The organism is Cupriavidus sp. 05N39 (assembly GCF_056397325.1).
Map to the genome: position 1 here is coordinate 1 of NZ_JBFTNE010000061.1, position 14582 is coordinate 14582.

The 14582-nt window shown below is 64.6% G+C and carries 13 protein-coding genes and 1 pseudogene; 2 read left to right on the forward strand and 12 right to left on the reverse strand.

Annotated elements, in window-relative coordinates:
* The 4 genes and pseudogenes from AC1DN0_RS25940 to AC1DN0_RS25955 form a co-directional block, all read right to left on the reverse strand.
* On the reverse strand, positions 1–235 hold a 235-nt coding region (locus AC1DN0_RS25940), incomplete at its 3' end, for a hypothetical protein (protein WP_477146116.1).
* A 232-nt stretch (positions 236–467) separates the two neighbouring features.
* A complete protein-coding gene (locus AC1DN0_RS25945; protein ID WP_441634812.1) occupies positions 468–2213 on the reverse strand; it encodes a DUF6538 domain-containing protein in 1746 nt (581 codons plus the stop codon).
* A gap of 337 nt (positions 2214–2550) precedes the next feature.
* Positions 2551–3534: a site-specific integrase gene (locus AC1DN0_RS25950; RefSeq protein ID WP_441634828.1), complete on the reverse strand. Its 984-nt coding sequence runs from the start codon at positions 3532–3534 to the stop codon at positions 2551–2553.
* Positions 3535–3768: 234 nt separating this feature from the next.
* Positions 3769–3984 (reverse strand): annotated as a pseudogene (locus tag AC1DN0_RS25955) (DUF6538 domain-containing protein); the annotation flags it as partial.
* A gap of 218 nt (positions 3985–4202) precedes the next feature.
* On the opposite strand from AC1DN0_RS25955, the gene AC1DN0_RS25960 reads away from it, so the two are divergent.
* Entirely contained in the window at positions 4203–4640 is a 438-nt protein-coding gene (locus tag AC1DN0_RS25960) for a tripartite tricarboxylate transporter substrate-binding protein (protein WP_441634814.1), read from the forward strand.
* 1 nt (position 4641) lies between these two features.
* Here the strand turns inward: AC1DN0_RS25960 and AC1DN0_RS25965 are convergent, their stop codons facing one another.
* The 4 genes from AC1DN0_RS25965 to AC1DN0_RS25980 all read right to left on the reverse strand — a co-directional run bounded on the left by AC1DN0_RS25965 (position 4642) and on the right by AC1DN0_RS25980 (position 6986).
* On the reverse strand, positions 4642–4878 hold the full coding sequence (locus AC1DN0_RS25965; RefSeq protein ID WP_441634816.1) for a hypothetical protein: 237 nt from the start codon (positions 4876–4878) through the stop codon (positions 4642–4644).
* Between the two features lie 523 nt (positions 4879–5401).
* Positions 5402–5845, reverse strand: a complete 444-nt coding sequence (locus AC1DN0_RS25970; protein ID WP_441634818.1) for a GNAT family N-acetyltransferase — start codon at positions 5843–5845, stop codon at positions 5402–5404.
* 314 nt (positions 5846–6159) lie between these two features.
* The gene (locus AC1DN0_RS25975; RefSeq protein WP_035871531.1) at positions 6160–6696 is read right to left on the reverse strand and encodes a cytochrome b/b6 domain-containing protein; all 537 of its coding nucleotides are present in this window, start codon (positions 6694–6696) and stop codon (positions 6160–6162) included.
* Positions 6697–6719: 23 nt separating this feature from the next.
* On the reverse strand, positions 6720–6986 hold the full coding sequence (locus AC1DN0_RS25980; RefSeq protein ID WP_276288488.1) for a PepSY domain-containing protein: 267 nt from the start codon (positions 6984–6986) through the stop codon (positions 6720–6722).
* Between the two features lie 291 nt (positions 6987–7277).
* Here AC1DN0_RS25980 and hfq point away from each other — a divergent pair, with 291 nt between their 5' ends.
* Positions 7278–7658: an RNA chaperone Hfq gene (hfq, locus tag AC1DN0_RS25985; RefSeq protein WP_477104316.1), complete on the forward strand. Its 381-nt coding sequence runs from the start codon at positions 7278–7280 to the stop codon at positions 7656–7658.
* Between the two features lie 296 nt (positions 7659–7954).
* Here hfq and AC1DN0_RS25990 read toward each other — a convergent pair whose 3' ends face one another.
* The 4 genes from AC1DN0_RS25990 to AC1DN0_RS26005 all read right to left on the reverse strand — a co-directional run bounded on the left by AC1DN0_RS25990 (position 7955) and on the right by AC1DN0_RS26005 (position 14526).
* The gene (locus tag AC1DN0_RS25990; RefSeq protein ID WP_035871523.1) at positions 7955–8359 is read right to left on the reverse strand and encodes an FKBP-type peptidyl-prolyl cis-trans isomerase; all 405 of its coding nucleotides are present in this window, start codon (positions 8357–8359) and stop codon (positions 7955–7957) included.
* 266 nt (positions 8360–8625) lie between these two features.
* Entirely contained in the window at positions 8626–10071 is a 1446-nt protein-coding gene (locus AC1DN0_RS25995; RefSeq protein WP_441633560.1) for a short-chain fatty acid transporter, read from the reverse strand.
* Between the two features lie 10 nt (positions 10072–10081).
* A complete protein-coding gene (lhpI, locus tag AC1DN0_RS26000) occupies positions 10082–11047 on the reverse strand; it encodes a bifunctional Delta(1)-pyrroline-2-carboxylate/Delta(1)-piperideine-2-carboxylate reductase (protein ID WP_441633562.1) in 966 nt (321 codons plus the stop codon).
* 47 nt (positions 11048–11094) lie between these two features.
* The gene (locus tag AC1DN0_RS26005) at positions 11095–14526 is read right to left on the reverse strand and encodes a molybdopterin-dependent oxidoreductase (protein ID WP_441633617.1); all 3432 of its coding nucleotides are present in this window, start codon (positions 14524–14526) and stop codon (positions 11095–11097) included.
* Positions 14527–14582 lie beyond the last annotated feature (56 nt).

Genomic DNA, 14582 nt, shown 5'->3' on the forward strand with positions numbered 1-14582 from the left:
CGATATGCGTGTTGCCATAGGTGCTCAGTTCGGTATACGTCGGATAGAGGGTGCGCGAACCCGAACCTGGGCGGAACAGGCTGCTCTTCAGCAAGAACGGTTCGAACGGCAAGCTGCCGCTGTAGAACTTCGGCAGGGTTAGCGCTGCGAGCGCAGCGCGTTCGGCGAAGCTCGGCTTCTTATCGTAAGCGAGGCCGATGCGTCCGAGGATGGCGGGGTCCAGGAGGTCGTTCATATCGGTAATAGCCCGCGGGTTGAGACAGAGTTGCTTGTCGCGGAATTGTTGTATGTGCGGAAATTGTCAAATGCCAGCGGCTTCGTGGGGAGACACTTTCCCGAGACGGAGCGCCGCGAGGGGCAGGAATTCGGTTCGCAAAGCAGGCAGCGGCGTTAGCGAAAGAAATCGGGGAACGTGCCCTCTTTCGCTCGCACTTCCTGCACGGCGCTCCCGCTATTTCGCATGGCCCTCATTGGCTCTCCGAAGGGCTCCGGGACGCGTTCGCACACAGGTGTTCAAGTCGGACGCCTGGGAAACGCAGCCTTTCCATCGCCTGAACGAGGACGGAGAATGGTAGGCGTTTTTCCCCGCCCTCGTTTCGCCCATAGTCGTTGTCCTTTGCCTTGCCCATCAGYGCATCGGTGACCGCTTGGCTGAGGCCGGATTCCTCGCAGAATGCGCGGAACGTGTGCCGGAAGCCGTGAAAGGTCAGGCGGGGGTCGTCGAGGCCAAGACCATCGAGGTAGCGGTTGAACCAGGCGCCAAAGGATTTGCCGTGGTTTCCCCATTTATCCGGGCGCAACGCCGGGAACAGGCGTTCCGTTGGGGCCGCCATCCGTCGCTGCTCCACGTAGTCCAGGAATCCCATCGCGAGGAGGTTCGCATGAAGGGGCACATAGCGCATGATGGAAGAAATACCCAGGCGCTTTTCGCGTTTTGCATCGTGCAAATGGGCGCACCAGACGCCCTCGCGCTGCACGATATCGCCGGGCCGCAGTGAGCAGAGGTCCTCCAGGCGCGCCCCAGTCATGTAACCCAAGTGTGGCAGCCAATAGGCGGCTTCGCCTGCGCCGGCAGGCGGACGAACTCCGTCGATGACGACGGGCGAGCGCAGCAGGCAGTTGAGCTCGCTCACGGTGTATGCATCGCGACGGCTTCGACGTCCTTTCAACACGGCTTTTTTGGAGTACTTGGTGCCTTGGAACGGATTCGATGGCAGCGAGCACTGGTGTGCACGGATAGCATGACCGAGCACGCCGGAGAGGATGGACAGGTTCTTGTTGATGGTCGCCAGCGAGACGGTTTCCGCGCAACGGCGCTTGTACGTTTCAATGTCGTCGAACGTGATTTGTGCCGCCAGTGCCTTCCCGGTGAGCTTCTTGAAGTACTCGACCAGGCTCCTTGCCGCGGCAACCGACCGCGCCGACGGCGCCTGGCCTTCGCACCAGGAGTCGAAGGCTGCCTCCCACGTATCGGCCGGCGAGATTAGCGGCCACAGCGGAGGCGTCTCGTGGCCGTCGCCAGCAAGTCGCGCAAGTTCTTCGTCCAAGGTCTCGACTTCGTTCTTTAGTAGCGCCGCGCGGAACGTTTTGTAGGTCGGACTGGCGGGGTCGAAATGCAGCTTTTCTGCGCTGAGGATATCGCGGGCCAGGTCATCCACATAGGCATCGTCGCGCGTGGCGCGGGCGAGGCCGCTTTGTGTCCTGGCGAGGGTGGCGAGAGCACGACGCTCGTCGAGTTCGGCGGGGCTGATGCCCAGGCGCTGCTCCTCCTCACTGGCAAGCGCATGGGCGCGGTAACGCTCGACGACGCGTTCAATCAACGCTGGCGTCAGTTCCTGGCGCTCTGTCGTTGTGTTGGCGAGCGCGCAGGTGCGGTAACGCGCGAACAGGCTTTCCACTTGCTCGAGCGTGAGGGCGTCGACGTCGATATCAATGTCGATATCGGACAGCCATTCGCCCGACGCTGCGCCACGGACGTGGTTCCGGCAATCAGCGGCGGTCTGGCCAAGAAGCGTGGCGTGAGCCTGCTGAAGGGTTTGGTTGAATGCGCGCGTGGCCTCCCGCAGCCGGGTGACGGCCGTCTTGCGGCAGGGTGTCTTCAGGCTAATCCAGATTTCGTGGCGTTGCAGGATAGGGCGGAGTTCTGCCGGAATGGCACGGCGAAAGTACAGGTTGCGCGAGTTCTTGCGCGTAGCGAGATAAGGGTGCGACATGGTGACTCCGAGACGGTTGATGTAACAGCCTCGTGTAGCACCCAGGCGTTCAAATCCTTTAATTTAGGCCGGGCTTAGGTAAGAATCGTTTTAGGCCGGTCGGGAGCGTTTCAGGGGGAGCCCGCTTGAGCGTATCCGACTTCTGTGCCGCAGGGATGCCCACCGCGGCGGGAGACTTGTCGCGTCCTGCGATGGCGGCCGTGGTCGGGTTTAACCGGTGGCGCCGGGCCTGCTGCGCACTTCGCTGCGTTCGAGCGACCTGATGGCCGGGGGGCTTTCGCTTGCCAAGGGCATTGACCAAGCCAGCCAAATCCGGTCGATGGCGGTGGAGCACATCTCAAGTCAAGCCGGGCATCGGGGCCGGGTTCACGTAGAGGTGTGCCATCTCCACGCCATCAAAGCGCAGCTTGGCGATGGCGGCGGCGAGCACTGGGATGGACAGCCGTTTTTCACCGTTTTCGTTACGACCGTAGTCCGCATCGGGGGCTCGGCCCATCAGGGCCTCTGCGATGTCGCCGCTAATCCCYGATTCTTCACAGGCCGCGCGGAAGGTGTGACGGAAGCTGTGAAATGTCAGGCGGGGGTCGTCCAGGCCGAGTGCGTCGAGGTACCGGTTGTACCAGCCGCCGAAAATCTTGCCGTGGAGCCCCCATTTATCCGCACGCAAGGCGGGAAACAGGCGACCCGAGGGCCCGAGCGCGCGTAGCTGCTGCACGTACGACAGGAACCCCAGGGCCGCGTGCAGCGGCACATGGCGTTTGATGTCGGGCAGGCCCAGGCGTTTTTCGCGTTTTGCGTCGTGCAGATGCGCGCACCAGACGCCCTCTCGTTGCACGATGTCGCAAGGTCGCAGCGAGCACAGGTCTTCGAGTCTCGCCCCCGTCATCAATCCGAGTAGCGGCAGCCAGTATGCCGCTTCCGCCGCGCCCGCCTGGGGGCGCAGGCCGGTGGTGAACACCGGGGAGTGCAACAACAGGGTTAGCTCTTCCGGTGAATATGCGTCGCGGCGGTGTGCCCGGCCCTTGGTGACTGCCTTTTTTGCGTATTTGCCGCCCGCAAAGGGATTGGTGGTCAGGCTACCCAGATGCGCGCGGATGGCGCTGCCCAGGATGCCCGACAGCGTGGACAGATTCTTGTTGATAGTGGCCAGGGAGAGCTCAAGTTCCTCCTGGCAGTGCCGCTTGTAGTGCTCGACGTCGGCGAAGGTGATATGCGTTACTGGCTTGTCGCCCGTGAGGGTGATGAAGCGGGCCACTTCGCTGGCGGCCGCCGCGAAGGTTCTGTCGGCGGGGGCGCGCAGCTGATGCCAGGATGCCAACACGGTGGGCCAGGTATCCTCGGGCCCGGCTGGGGGGAGTCTCGGTGGCGCCGGCGCTGCCTGGGTCGCTATCGCGTCGAGGCGTGTCTCCCATGCGGCCAGATTAGGGTCAAGCCATCGCTCTGCGTCGGGCCATGGCTGAGGCGGGGGCGCCGCGCTGCGGGGCTGACGTAGGCCGCTTTCCGGGCCGGGTGTCCAGCTACCCGTGAGCCCGCCCCCGAGCCGGCGTCGCGCCTGTTCCAGCGTTTCTTCAAACCACATGGCTGCCCTCGGCAGCCGTGTCAGCGCAGTGCGCCGGCAAGGTGTCGCCAGACTTATCCAGATTTCGCGGGGCAGGATGGCGTGCAAATCGCTGGGTACCGCTCGCCGGAAGTAGAGCTGGCGCGTCGTCTTGCGGGTGGTGAGGTAGGGGTGTGCCATGCTGCCTCCGAGACGAAAATGTAGCAGTCTCATGTAGCAGCCGCAGCCGGGAAAGCCAGCGCTGGCGCGGGTTTGCCAGGCGAGTAGGCGATTTAGCCGACCCGTAAGCGTTTCAGGGGTACGCCTTCGGTAGAAGCGCCCAACCTGCTATGGCGGAGGGCGCTTCGTTCTCCTGGAAGCCGCACCATAGCACGCGTGGCGGGGAGACTGCAAGGGCAGCATAGATAGTGGGCGTCGGGCCTGCCCCACCGATGTGGCAGCGCTTTGTAGCATTGCCTGCGGCATCGCCATTCAAGTCACCGAAAGACATCGTCGATGCTGCCAAAGCAAAACCAGGAAAGCTCTCCCATGGTTCGGGCGGCATTGGCGCATCGGCTCACTTGGCAGGTGAACTGTTCAAGTCCATTGCCGGCATCGACGTCATCCACATGCCCTACAAAGGTAGTGGCCCAGCCATCTCTGATGTCATGGCCGGACAGCTCTCATATCTGTTCGACACCGGGGCCGTCCCATATATCCGACGTGGAAAAGTCCGCGCTATCGCGGTCGCTGCGGAGAGGCGTCTTCGGTTGTTCCCCGAGGTCCCGATCTTCACCGAACACGGCATCAAGGGTATGCAGATGAGCGCGTGGTATGGCCTCGCGGCACCATCGCTTACTGCCCGGGCGACGATAAAGAAAGCGAACTGACTCAGGTCCAGTCGGTCAGCGCCAGAACGTCGGCGCCCCTGTCGAGAATCGCGGCCCGCTGCAGCAAGTCGCCAGGTTCACAGAGCGCAACACAAGTGCCGGCCAGGGTCATCCTTGCCTGAGCAGTTGCGCGCAGGCTTGCCGCTTCCTGGCGCAGGGCCTTGATGCCGGCCGAGACGGTCCAGCGAGTCCTTCTCCCACTGCCAGCGCCGGGTAGCGACGCGTCGTTCGTGGCCATGGGAGAAGCGAGAGCTTGATGCATATTGACCTTCAAATATTGCTATGCCTCGTTCTGCTTGGCGGTATCTAGCGAACGGGCGTTCTTTTTAGTTTTGGCAAACATGCCGGAGTCTGGCTCGCCAGTAGCGGCGATGAATTCGCCGATGCTACTGCGGTAACCGCTCGCGTATTTAACGGGACCTTGATGACAATTTGGAGTCAGGCGAGTGCCGAAAAAGACGGATATCAGTGGGGCGCGGGTTAACCTTAGCGCTGTGTCATGACAACTTGCCCGCCACCTGCCATGCCATGGGTGGTGAGGGTCACAATGGTCAAGAGATGAGCAGGAAAAATCCGTTTAATTCGCGGATTAGGAACTCTCAATTCTGCATGGGCTGGCGATATAGTCCTGCTGCCACCCGTGCCACCGGTTTCCGGCGACGCGGGTATTTTTGTGGCGAACGTGCACTGGATTTTCTTCTGGCAAGAAGCGCCTACAGGGGCAGTAAGCGAGGCAAGGGCCTTCACGCGTCAGGCCATGCCTACCTGAGCTCGCAGTACATGCATAGCGCTGAGCTTTGCGCAGCATTACTGAATTCCCGTGAGGCTTGGACTTCAGGCGGCGCTTTATCAAACGGGATGTGGCAGAAACCCCAGCGCGCGAAATAGGAGGGGGCCGATGCGGACAAGAGAAAAGCATGTCGGACTTCGGTGCCGCGGGCGCGCACGAGAAGTTTTTCTACGAGGCGGCTCGCGACGCCTCTATCTCGATAGCCGGACTCCACTGCCACGGACCGGATGACAATTGAGTGTCCACGGCGCTCCGCTGCAGCACAGCCAACGATACGACCGTCACAAAGCGCAATCTGGAAGCTGTCGAGAATCTCCGTTACGTCCTCCGTGGCTAGGCCGCATTTTGCCAGCAACGAAGTCATCGGCTCGATGTCGGCTTGGGACGCCGAACGGAGATAGACGTGGGTAAGCATGAAACAGTCTCCGGTCAGTGCTCGATGAGGCTGCCGGGCAGCTCTGGCACTTTGTTGATGCCGCGCGTCAGCACCCACTGCTGATACGATGCAACTAGTTGCGGGATGCTACCAGCTTGAACGTTCTCGTGACAAGCCCGAGGTAACTCCAATTTGTATCACTGTGTGATGTATGTGTTATCGGCGCGCGCAGGCAGGAATTTGGCAGAATTGCCGCTCTCCTGGAAGCCGCGCATCGGCACGGGCCAAGCCGAATCGCAATGGCTGGCGGGAGACCCGTATCGCGACAATGCTGACATGCTGCCGCGGCACCTTCAAGTGCCGCCATCGCGCCGCTTGTTGCCGGTCAGCATGGCGGCGATGAGATTCTCCTTGTGAGCCATGCTCATCGCGACGGCGGCAATGAGGTGTATGACGATCAGCACCATCAGGGCGTCCGCCAGCAACTCGTGCACGTCCTTCGGTCCATCCTCGCCCCAGAAGGCGTCCAGCCTCGACATCCAGCCCGTCACGGCGAGCGCGATGATGATGGCCCACATGGTGATCATCATCATCGCGCCGAGCGGGGTGTGGCTCAGATACCGGGGCGGGCGGTGTGCAATCAGTGCCTTGAGGTAGGCCAGCAGGCGGGAGGGCGTGGGCAGCCACGCGGAAAACCTGGCAGGCTCGCTGCCGATGAAACCCCACAGGATCCGGAACAGGACCAGCCCGGCGGCAACATAGCCCACGGCGCGGTGCGACGGGCCGCCGGAGTCCTCGACCAGGTCCCGCAGCACAAGCGCGGCCACGCTCCAGTGCGTCAGGCGCACGGCAATATCCCAAACGCGAATCGACGCAGCGCCGGTCATCATGGCGTGCACGTCTGAGACTGCCGTTACTTCTCGATTTCAGATTTCACGACATCGAGGGTCTTGGTGTCATAGTAGATCTCGGCCTTCTTGCCTTCCTTCGTCGTGCCGTAGATCTCGTAGCAGTTTCCGTCCACCTTGAACTTTTTGATGGTGTAGCCCTGGGCTTCGATCCTGGCCCTGGCGTCGGCTTCTTTCATCCATTCGGCCTTGGGATGGGCGACGCACTTGGCACCAGCGATTGCTCCCGTTGAGAACACGCCAGCGAGCAGGAACAGGCAAATACGCTGCATGGAAGACCTCCGCTTAGTCATATGTGACTGCGAAGCATAGACAAGCAGGTAACGATTCGCAATACGGATTTGCCCCTGCCGCCGCGCGGGCAGCGTATCGGTTTCAGGGGGACTGATCGGCTTGCGCTAGAATGGCTAATGCAGGCCAGGATGGCGCGGCGCCATTCCGGCGTGCGCGGCACATGGCGCATGTGCGTGCAAGCACCGATGTGGTGCGCCGGCGCCGGCCAGGCAACGCCGCAGTAGCCCAAGTTTCCCGCAGCGCTTCGCCTGCCCCATTTTTGAATTCACATGCAGCTCGACGATACCAACCCGCAAAACTCCTTCCTGAACACAACGCGCAAAGAGCGCAAGCGTGTGCAGGTGTACCTGGTCAGCGGCATCCGGCTCGTCGGCTCGATCGAGTCATTCGACGCCTTCGTGGTGATGCTGAGCACACCTGGCGGCATGCAGACCATCTACAAGCGAGCCATATCGACCATCCAGCTGGACACCGGCACGCGGCCGCCAGGCGGCGGTGGCGGTGGCGGCGCGCGTGCGCCAGGCAGCGGGCCGCGCATGCCGGGCGTTGGTCCGCGCACGCCACGCGTGACGTCCGACGGCAATACCCAGGCGCCCCTTGTGGTGACGCGGAAGCGTCGCTCCATGGCGCCCGGCGGCACAAACGAATAGGGTTGCCACGCTGCCGCGAAGTCCGTTTTTGCCGGATGCGTTGTTGATCGCCGCGAATTGCTGCGTCAGATAGCTGCGGGTCGAGTTCGTCCTCGCCATGATCGGATCGAGTGGCTCGAACCCGATCCGACAGCGATGATTCGCCTGGCTCATCCGGCAGCACGTGCTGGCGATGGTCACATCCCGGCCTCTTCACGCTCTTCACGATCTTCCCGGGCGACTCGCTCGCAATCGTCAGTTCGTCAGCGCCCCGGCGGGATTGCCGGGGCCTGGTCAAACTGTGGAACCGCCCTCCGTCAGTTGCCGATGCCGAGCAACTCCACTTCAAAGTTCAGCGTGGCATTCGGCGGGATCGTCCCCGGCACGCCGCGCGCGCCATAGGCGGTCGGGCCCGGGCAGACCAGCTTGGCCTTGCCGCCGACCTGCATCTTCTGCACGCCTTCGGTCCAGCAGGGGATGACGCGGTTCAGCGGGAACGAGATCGGCTGGCCGCGCTTGTACGAGCTATCGAACTCGGTGCCGTCGGTCAGCGTGCCGCGGTAGTGCACCTTTACCGTGTCCGACGCCTTCGGCGTGGCGCCGGTGCCCTTGACGATTTGCTCGATGGACATGCCGGACGGCAGGGTTTCCACGGCCGGAGCGGCTGCGTGGGCGACGGAGGCCATTCCCAGGGCGGCAAGTAGCAGGGCAATTTTCTTCATGTGTCAGTTTGCAGAGTGGTGGGGGTGAAGTCCGGGCCGGCAAGGCCGGCCGGAAACCACCATCTTAAACCGGGATGACCATCGCAAGCCGCAACCGGGCTGAACCCAGGGGGCCGGGCGCGATGGCGCCAGCGCCGCCAGACGCCGTTGCGAAGCATGGACTCCCCGATGGCCAGACTCAACCGGGCAATGCGCCGGAGGCACCGGCATATCCGGTTGAACAGGGGCCGCCTCCGGCCTCCGCGGCTTGGCGGAGCCTGTACGCATCAAGGCATCACGGGCGGGCGGTAAGGCAGCGTCGAAGCAAATGCCCAGAGCATGAACAGCACAAGCGGCGTGTGAACCAGCAGCTGGGTGAAGGTAAAGCCCACCACGTCCTTGGCCCGGATCCCCAGCACGCCGAGCAGCGGCAGCATCCAGAACGGGTTGATCAGGTTGGGCAGCGCCTCCGCGGCGTTATACACCTGCACCGCCCAGCCCAGGTGGACCTGCAGCGCGTTTGCCGCCTGCATCACGTAGGGCGCTTCGATAACCCATTTGCCACCGCCCGACGGCACGAAGAAGCCGAGCACGGCGGAGTACGCGCCCATGACGGCGGAAAACGATTCCCTGGTGGCGACCGAGACAAAGGCCGACGCCAGGTGGTGCGAAAGGGTAGTGCCGTCTATGCCGGCAGCCTTGGTAAGGATGAATGCGATGCCGCCATACAGCGGAAACTGGATCAGCACGCCGGCGGTGGAGGGCACCGATTTGGCCACGGCGCGCAGGAAGCGCTTGGGCCGCCAGTTCAACAGCATTCCCAGCATGAGGAACAGGAAGTTGTAGGTGTTGAGATTGGAGATGGCGAGGACAGGATCCTTGGTGGTGAACTCGCGGACCAGCCATCCCGCGCCCAGCGCCACGATCAGCAAGGTCAGCAAGGGGCTGTACTCCAGCCATTCGCCGGGACGCGTGGGACGGCCGATGCCATCGCCGGCGTCATCGAGATCTACGCCCATGTCCTGCGCGGTGCGCGCGCGGTCTCCCGCCGGTGCGGAGAAATATGCCACCAGCAATGACGCAACGATCAGCACCGCCGTCATCGCCATCGACTGCCACAGGAAGATGGTCTGGGAGAAAGGGATCACGCCGGTGATATCGAGCAGGGATTTGGGCAGGCTGGCGGGATTGGCCTGCAACTGCGCGGCGGAAGAACTCAGGCCCAGCGCCCAGGTGGCCCCCATCCCCAGGTAGGCCGCCGCGCTGGCCGCGCGGTAGTCCACGCGCAGTCCGCTGCGCCTTGCGATGGCCCGCACCAGCAGTCCGCTTAGGATCAGGCTGATGGCCCAGTTGAGCAGGGAAGTCAGCAGGCTCACCAGCGCGACGAAGGCGATGGCGCCCCGCGCCGTCCTGGGCAGGGCGGCGAGCCGCCGGATCAGCAGCGAAGCAGGCGGCGAAGCCGCCACCACATACCCGGAGATGGCCACCACCGCCATCTGCATGGTGAACGGGATCAGGCTCCAGAAGCCGTCGCCAAATGCTTGCGCCACGCTTTGCGCCGGCGCGCCGGCCGCCATTGCGCCGATTGCCACGACGATCACCGCGATGGCGGCAAAGATATAGGAATCGGGGAACCAGCGCTCGGACCAGTCGGTGACCTTGACGGCCAGCCGTTCGAGTCCGCCGCGGCCTGGATGGTCCGCCGCGTCCAGCGATAGGGGGGTGCTTTTCATTGCTGTCTCCTTACATTGACATGGCTTCTGCGCTCGGCGTGGCGCCTTGCGAGCCCTTGAATCCTTCATAGGCCATGACGGCCGCCGCGAGATCTTCCAGCGCGGTGCCGACAGCCTTGAAGACGGTGATTTCCGCGTCGTCCACGCGGCCGGGATGGCGCCGCTGGCACAAGTCCGCGAGCGTGGCCCGGATGTCGGCCGCGTCGAGCACGCCGGCCTCGATCGGGTGCAGCAGGTCGCCGGCCTTGAGCACGGCCTCGCCCGTGTCGACGAAGACGGAAGCCGCATCGAAGCAACCGTCATCGGCCTCGCGCATGGCTGGCGTGAAGCCGCCGATCAGGTCCAGGTGGGTGCCGGGCCTGAGGAACGCGCGATGCACGAGGGGCGCGGTGGAGAGCGTGGCTGCGGTCACGATGTCTGCGTCTTCGCAGGCGGCGGCGATCGTCGGGACAAAGCGCGCGTCGAAGCCGTCGGCCTGCAGCCGTGCCACCAGCGCTTCGCCTTGCGGCGCATGAATGTCCCAGACGGCAACGCGCCCGATTGGCCTGACGGCGCGATAGGCATGGGGCAGCAGGCTGGCGACCCGGCCCGAGCCGAGCACCAGCATCGACGACGCATCCTTGCGGCTCAGGTACGAGGCCGCCATCGCCGACGCGGCGGCGGTGCGCCTGGACGTGATCTCGTTGCCGTCGATCATGGCCAGCGGCTTGCCGGTGCGCGCGTCGTGCAGCAGGTAGGTCGAGTACAAGCCCGGCAGGCCTTTCGCCGTGTTGCCGGGGTAGATCGTCACGGTCTTCACGCCAAGGTAGGCGCCGCCCCGCCAGGAGGGCATCAGCAGCATGGTTCCGTCCGCATCAATGGCATGGCTGTGGCGCTGCGGGACTTCGCAGCCCCGGATAAACGCCGCGCGCAGCGCGGGCACGAGATTCTCGAACGGCAGCAGGGCACGGGTGGTGTCGGAGTCCAGTATCAACATAGTGGCTTGGGTGGGGGTTGGAATAAGGCAGGCGCCGGCAATCGCGATCACGCATTCAGCACGATGTCGCTGGCCGGAACGGCCTGGCACGCCAGGCACACGCCGGCATCGTCGGGATCCTCGCCGTGCAGGTGCCGGATGCGGCCCGACACGATGGGTACCGCGCAGCTTTCGCACTGGCCGACCCGGCACCCGCTGGGCAATGCCAGGCCGAGTCTTTCGGCGAAGCCCAGCAAAGGCCCGTCCGCCGAGCGCCAGGTGCTGGACATGCCGGACCTGGCGAACACCACGTTGAACTGCTGGCCGGTCCCGGCCACCGTCCGTTCGGGGGAGCGGAACACTTCCCGGAGGATGTCGGAGCGGGGCACGCCGCGGGCAGCCAGCGCATCGGCGAAAGCGCTCATCATCGGCGCGGGGCCGCACATATAGACCAGGGGACGCTGGGCAAGCAGGCGTGCCGGGACATGGTCGGCGCTGACGCGTCCGGCTATGTCGTAGTCGACCCCGGGCACGTCGCATTCCGCCGGACGGTCGTAGAAGTCGACGACTTCCAGCCCCCGGAGGGTTTGCCGTAGTGCCCGGATGCGTGACCGGAATGCATGGGCAAGGCCATTCTGGTTCGCGTAAAGGAGCAGGATCTTCGGCGGATCGGCGAGGCTGGCCAGCGATTCGAGCAGGCAGACGAACGGCGTGATGCCGATCCCGCCGGCCAGCAGCACCAGCGGCCGCCGGGTATGCAGCGGCATGACAAAGGTGCCGGACGGCGCCCGCAGCCAGACCGTATCGCCGGCCGCAAGGCACAGGTTGATATGCGAGGAGGCGCGCCCGAATACAGTCTCGCCGGTTTCCGACACGCCCACCGCGCGGCGCACGGAGATGGAGTAGCCGCGCCGGTCCGGCACGAGGGCCGGGCCGGTGAGCGAATACGAGCGCACGATCTCCTCGCCGGCGGGCGGCATCGTCAGCCTGATCGTCACATGCTGGCCGGGCTGGAAGTCCGGCAGGCCGCCGCCATCGGCGGGTTCCAGAAATACCGACGTGACCTCGCGGGCTTCCTTCACCAGGCTGGCGACGCGGAAGGCGCGATATCCGTCCCACCTGCGCCGCCCCACATCGACGCCGGGATCGCGCTCCACGTTGCAGCGGTAGCCGCGCAGCGGCACGGAGCCGCTGACGGGGTCGATGCTGTCAGCGGCGATCAGGCCGTTGTAGTTGCTGTTGCCCTGTCCCGAGACAGCCAGCGCGGGTTGCGCAAGCGCGTCGCAGCGCTGCCACCAGCCAAACTCGCCGACCACCACGCGCGGATGCAGGCCTTCCCTGACCTTGGCGATAAACCTTGCGCTGCCGACGGCTGTRCTCACCCGGATCGCATCGCCGCTGACTATGCCGCGCGCGGCCGCCAGCGCGGCAGGGATCTCCGCTTCGGGCTGGAGCGCACGGCGCCTGAGCGAGGGCAGGCCGCGATGCTGGCTGTGGCAGTAGTAGCCGCTCTTGGCCGAGGTCAGCACGAACGGGAAGGCGTCGCCCGAAGCGTCCTCGGCATCCATAGGAGACTGGTCCGGGCGTGGCAAGGGCGGATAGCCGTGGCGCAGGAGCTGCTCGGCATATAGCTCCACCAGCCCGGTCGGCGTATTGAAGGCACGATCGCGTGGCCTGCGCGCATACTTGCGCTCCACGTCGGCGACCGGCACGCGGATGCCTTCCGGCTGCTCGCGCAACTTGCCCACCGTCAGGCCGCAAGGGGCCAGCATATGATTCCACCCCGCTTCCAGGCTGCCACCGAAGAAGGCCTCCGACATGCCCAGCCGCACAGCCAGGTCGAACACGATGTCGTTGTCCGCGCGCGATTCGCCGCGCGGCGACACCATGCGCTGGCGCAACTGCACCAGTTGTTCGGCCTCGGCGGAGATCTCGAAGCCGATGCGCAGGCCTTCTCGCTCCCATGGTGTGTTGACCGGCAGCAAGACATCGGCGTAGCGGGCGCTGGGTGTCTCAAACAGGTCGCAATGTACGTAGAAGTCCAGGCTGCGCAGGGCGCGCGCGCCGTCTTCCACGTCGGCCTGCGACAGCAGGGGATTGGTGCCAAAGGCAACCAGGGTGCGCACGGCGTAAGGTTGCGCGTGCAGGATGGCCCGATACAAGTCGCGCGCCGTGACCCATCCTTGCGCGGGCGGGCCGAGCGGCCTCGCCTCATAGCCCAGCGCCTTGCATTTTTGCTCCGGCGGCAAGAGGCCGAAGCTGCTGACGGGGTTGTACGGCGGCTTTTGATAAATGCGATTGCCGCCCTGCTTGTCGAAGCTGCCTGTCAAGGCGTAGAGGCAGGCAATCGCCCGGTCCGTCTGGGTCGCATTGTCATGCTGGCCGACGCCGGACCACGCGTGATAGGCCACGCGCTCAGCCGCGCCGAACAGGCTGGCTGCATGGCGGATCTCCGCCTCCGCCACCCAGGTGAGTGCCGCGGCAACGTCCGCCGGATAGCGGGCGCATTCGCTTGCATACAGGTCGAAGGCGGGCCGGCAGGCGAGGGTGGGGGGACCCGGCCGGTTGGCATTGCCCACTTCGAACGTCCCCCGCAGCGCGACCTGCTCGAAATCCCGCCCGGCCAGCGCCGATGACGGCCGGACTTGTCCGGCGCAGGCATCCCATACCAGGCAGGCCTCGCCATCGGCGAGCCCCACGTCGCGGCCCCGCAGCAAGCGCCCGTTGTCGTTGCGGACCAGCAAGGGGCCGTTGGTCCATTGACGCACGAAGGCGAGATCGAACGCATTCGCCTCGATCAGCAGGTTGGCGATTGCCATGGCGAGCACGGCATCCGTCCCCGGCCGCACGCGCAGCCATTGCTCCGCCTGGCCGGCCAGCGCCGTTTCCCTGGGGTCCACCACCAGCAGCTTGGCGCCGGCGGCCCTGCCGGCGCCAATCGCCTCGGCCTGCGCCAGCCAGGTGTTGGTCGGGTTATGGCCCCACAGCACGATGAGGTTGGCATTGCGGTAGTCCGCGGTCGGCATGCCGCAGCCGAAGGTGAAAGCGTGCGCGTAGTCCTTGTGCCAGTTGCAGATTTCCGTGGCGTAACAGGTGTTGGGGCTGCCGAATAGCCGGATAAACCGCTCGATCCAGTCGATGCTGTCGGACAGCGGCGTGCCGCTCGGCGTGGTGACGGCAAACGCAACCGACTCGGCGCCGCCGTCGCGCCGGGCCTGGAGCATCCGCCGCGCCACTTCGGACAGGGCCTCTTCCCACGAAATGCGTTGCCAGCCGGGATCCGCATCGGTCTTGGGGTTGGTCCGCCGCATCGGATAAAGGAGGCGGTCCGCGCTGTGGACCAGTTCCGGCGCCGATTTGCCCTTCATGCACATCGCCTTGCCCGTGGGGTGCGAGGTGTCGGGGCGGACTTCGATCAGCGCATCATTCGCCACCACGTTCACCGTGCCGCATCGTGAGCGGCACAACGTGCAGTAGCCGCGTTTGTCTTCCTTTGTCATGAGTGTCACCGCATCTTGTCTCCTGACCGGATGCTAGCTAGCATGTGGAGGTATTT

Bases quoted from the DNA above. Each gene is read 5' to 3' on its own strand.
- AC1DN0_RS25970 (WP_441634818.1), bottom strand. From the start codon at position 5,845: ATGCTTACCCACGTCTATCTCCGTTCGGCGTCCCAAGCCGACATCGAG.
- hfq (WP_477104316.1), top strand. From the start codon at position 7,278: ATGCAGCTCGACGATACCAACCCGCAAAACTCCTTCCTGAACACAACG.
- AC1DN0_RS25980 (WP_276288488.1), bottom strand. From the start codon at position 6,986: ATGCAGCGTATTTGCCTGTTCCTGCTCGCTGGCGTGTTCTCAACGGGA.
- lhpI (WP_441633562.1), bottom strand. From the start codon at position 11,047: ATGTTGATACTGGACTCCGACACCACCCGTGCCCTGCTGCCGTTCGAG.
- AC1DN0_RS25965 (WP_441634816.1), bottom strand. From the start codon at position 4,878: ATGGCCACGAACGACGCGTCGCTACCCGGCGCTGGCAGTGGGAGAAGG.
- AC1DN0_RS25960 (WP_441634814.1), top strand. From the start codon at position 4,203: ATGTGGCAGCGCTTTGTAGCATTGCCTGCGGCATCGCCATTCAAGTCA.
- AC1DN0_RS25990 (WP_035871523.1), bottom strand. From the start codon at position 8,359: ATGAAGAAAATTGCCCTGCTACTTGCCGCCCTGGGAATGGCCTCCGTC.
- AC1DN0_RS25975 (WP_035871531.1), bottom strand. From the start codon at position 6,696: ATGATGACCGGCGCTGCGTCGATTCGCGTTTGGGATATTGCCGTGCGC.
- AC1DN0_RS25995 (WP_441633560.1), bottom strand. From the start codon at position 10,071: ATGAAAAGCACCCCCCTATCGCTGGACGCGGCGGACCATCCAGGCCGC.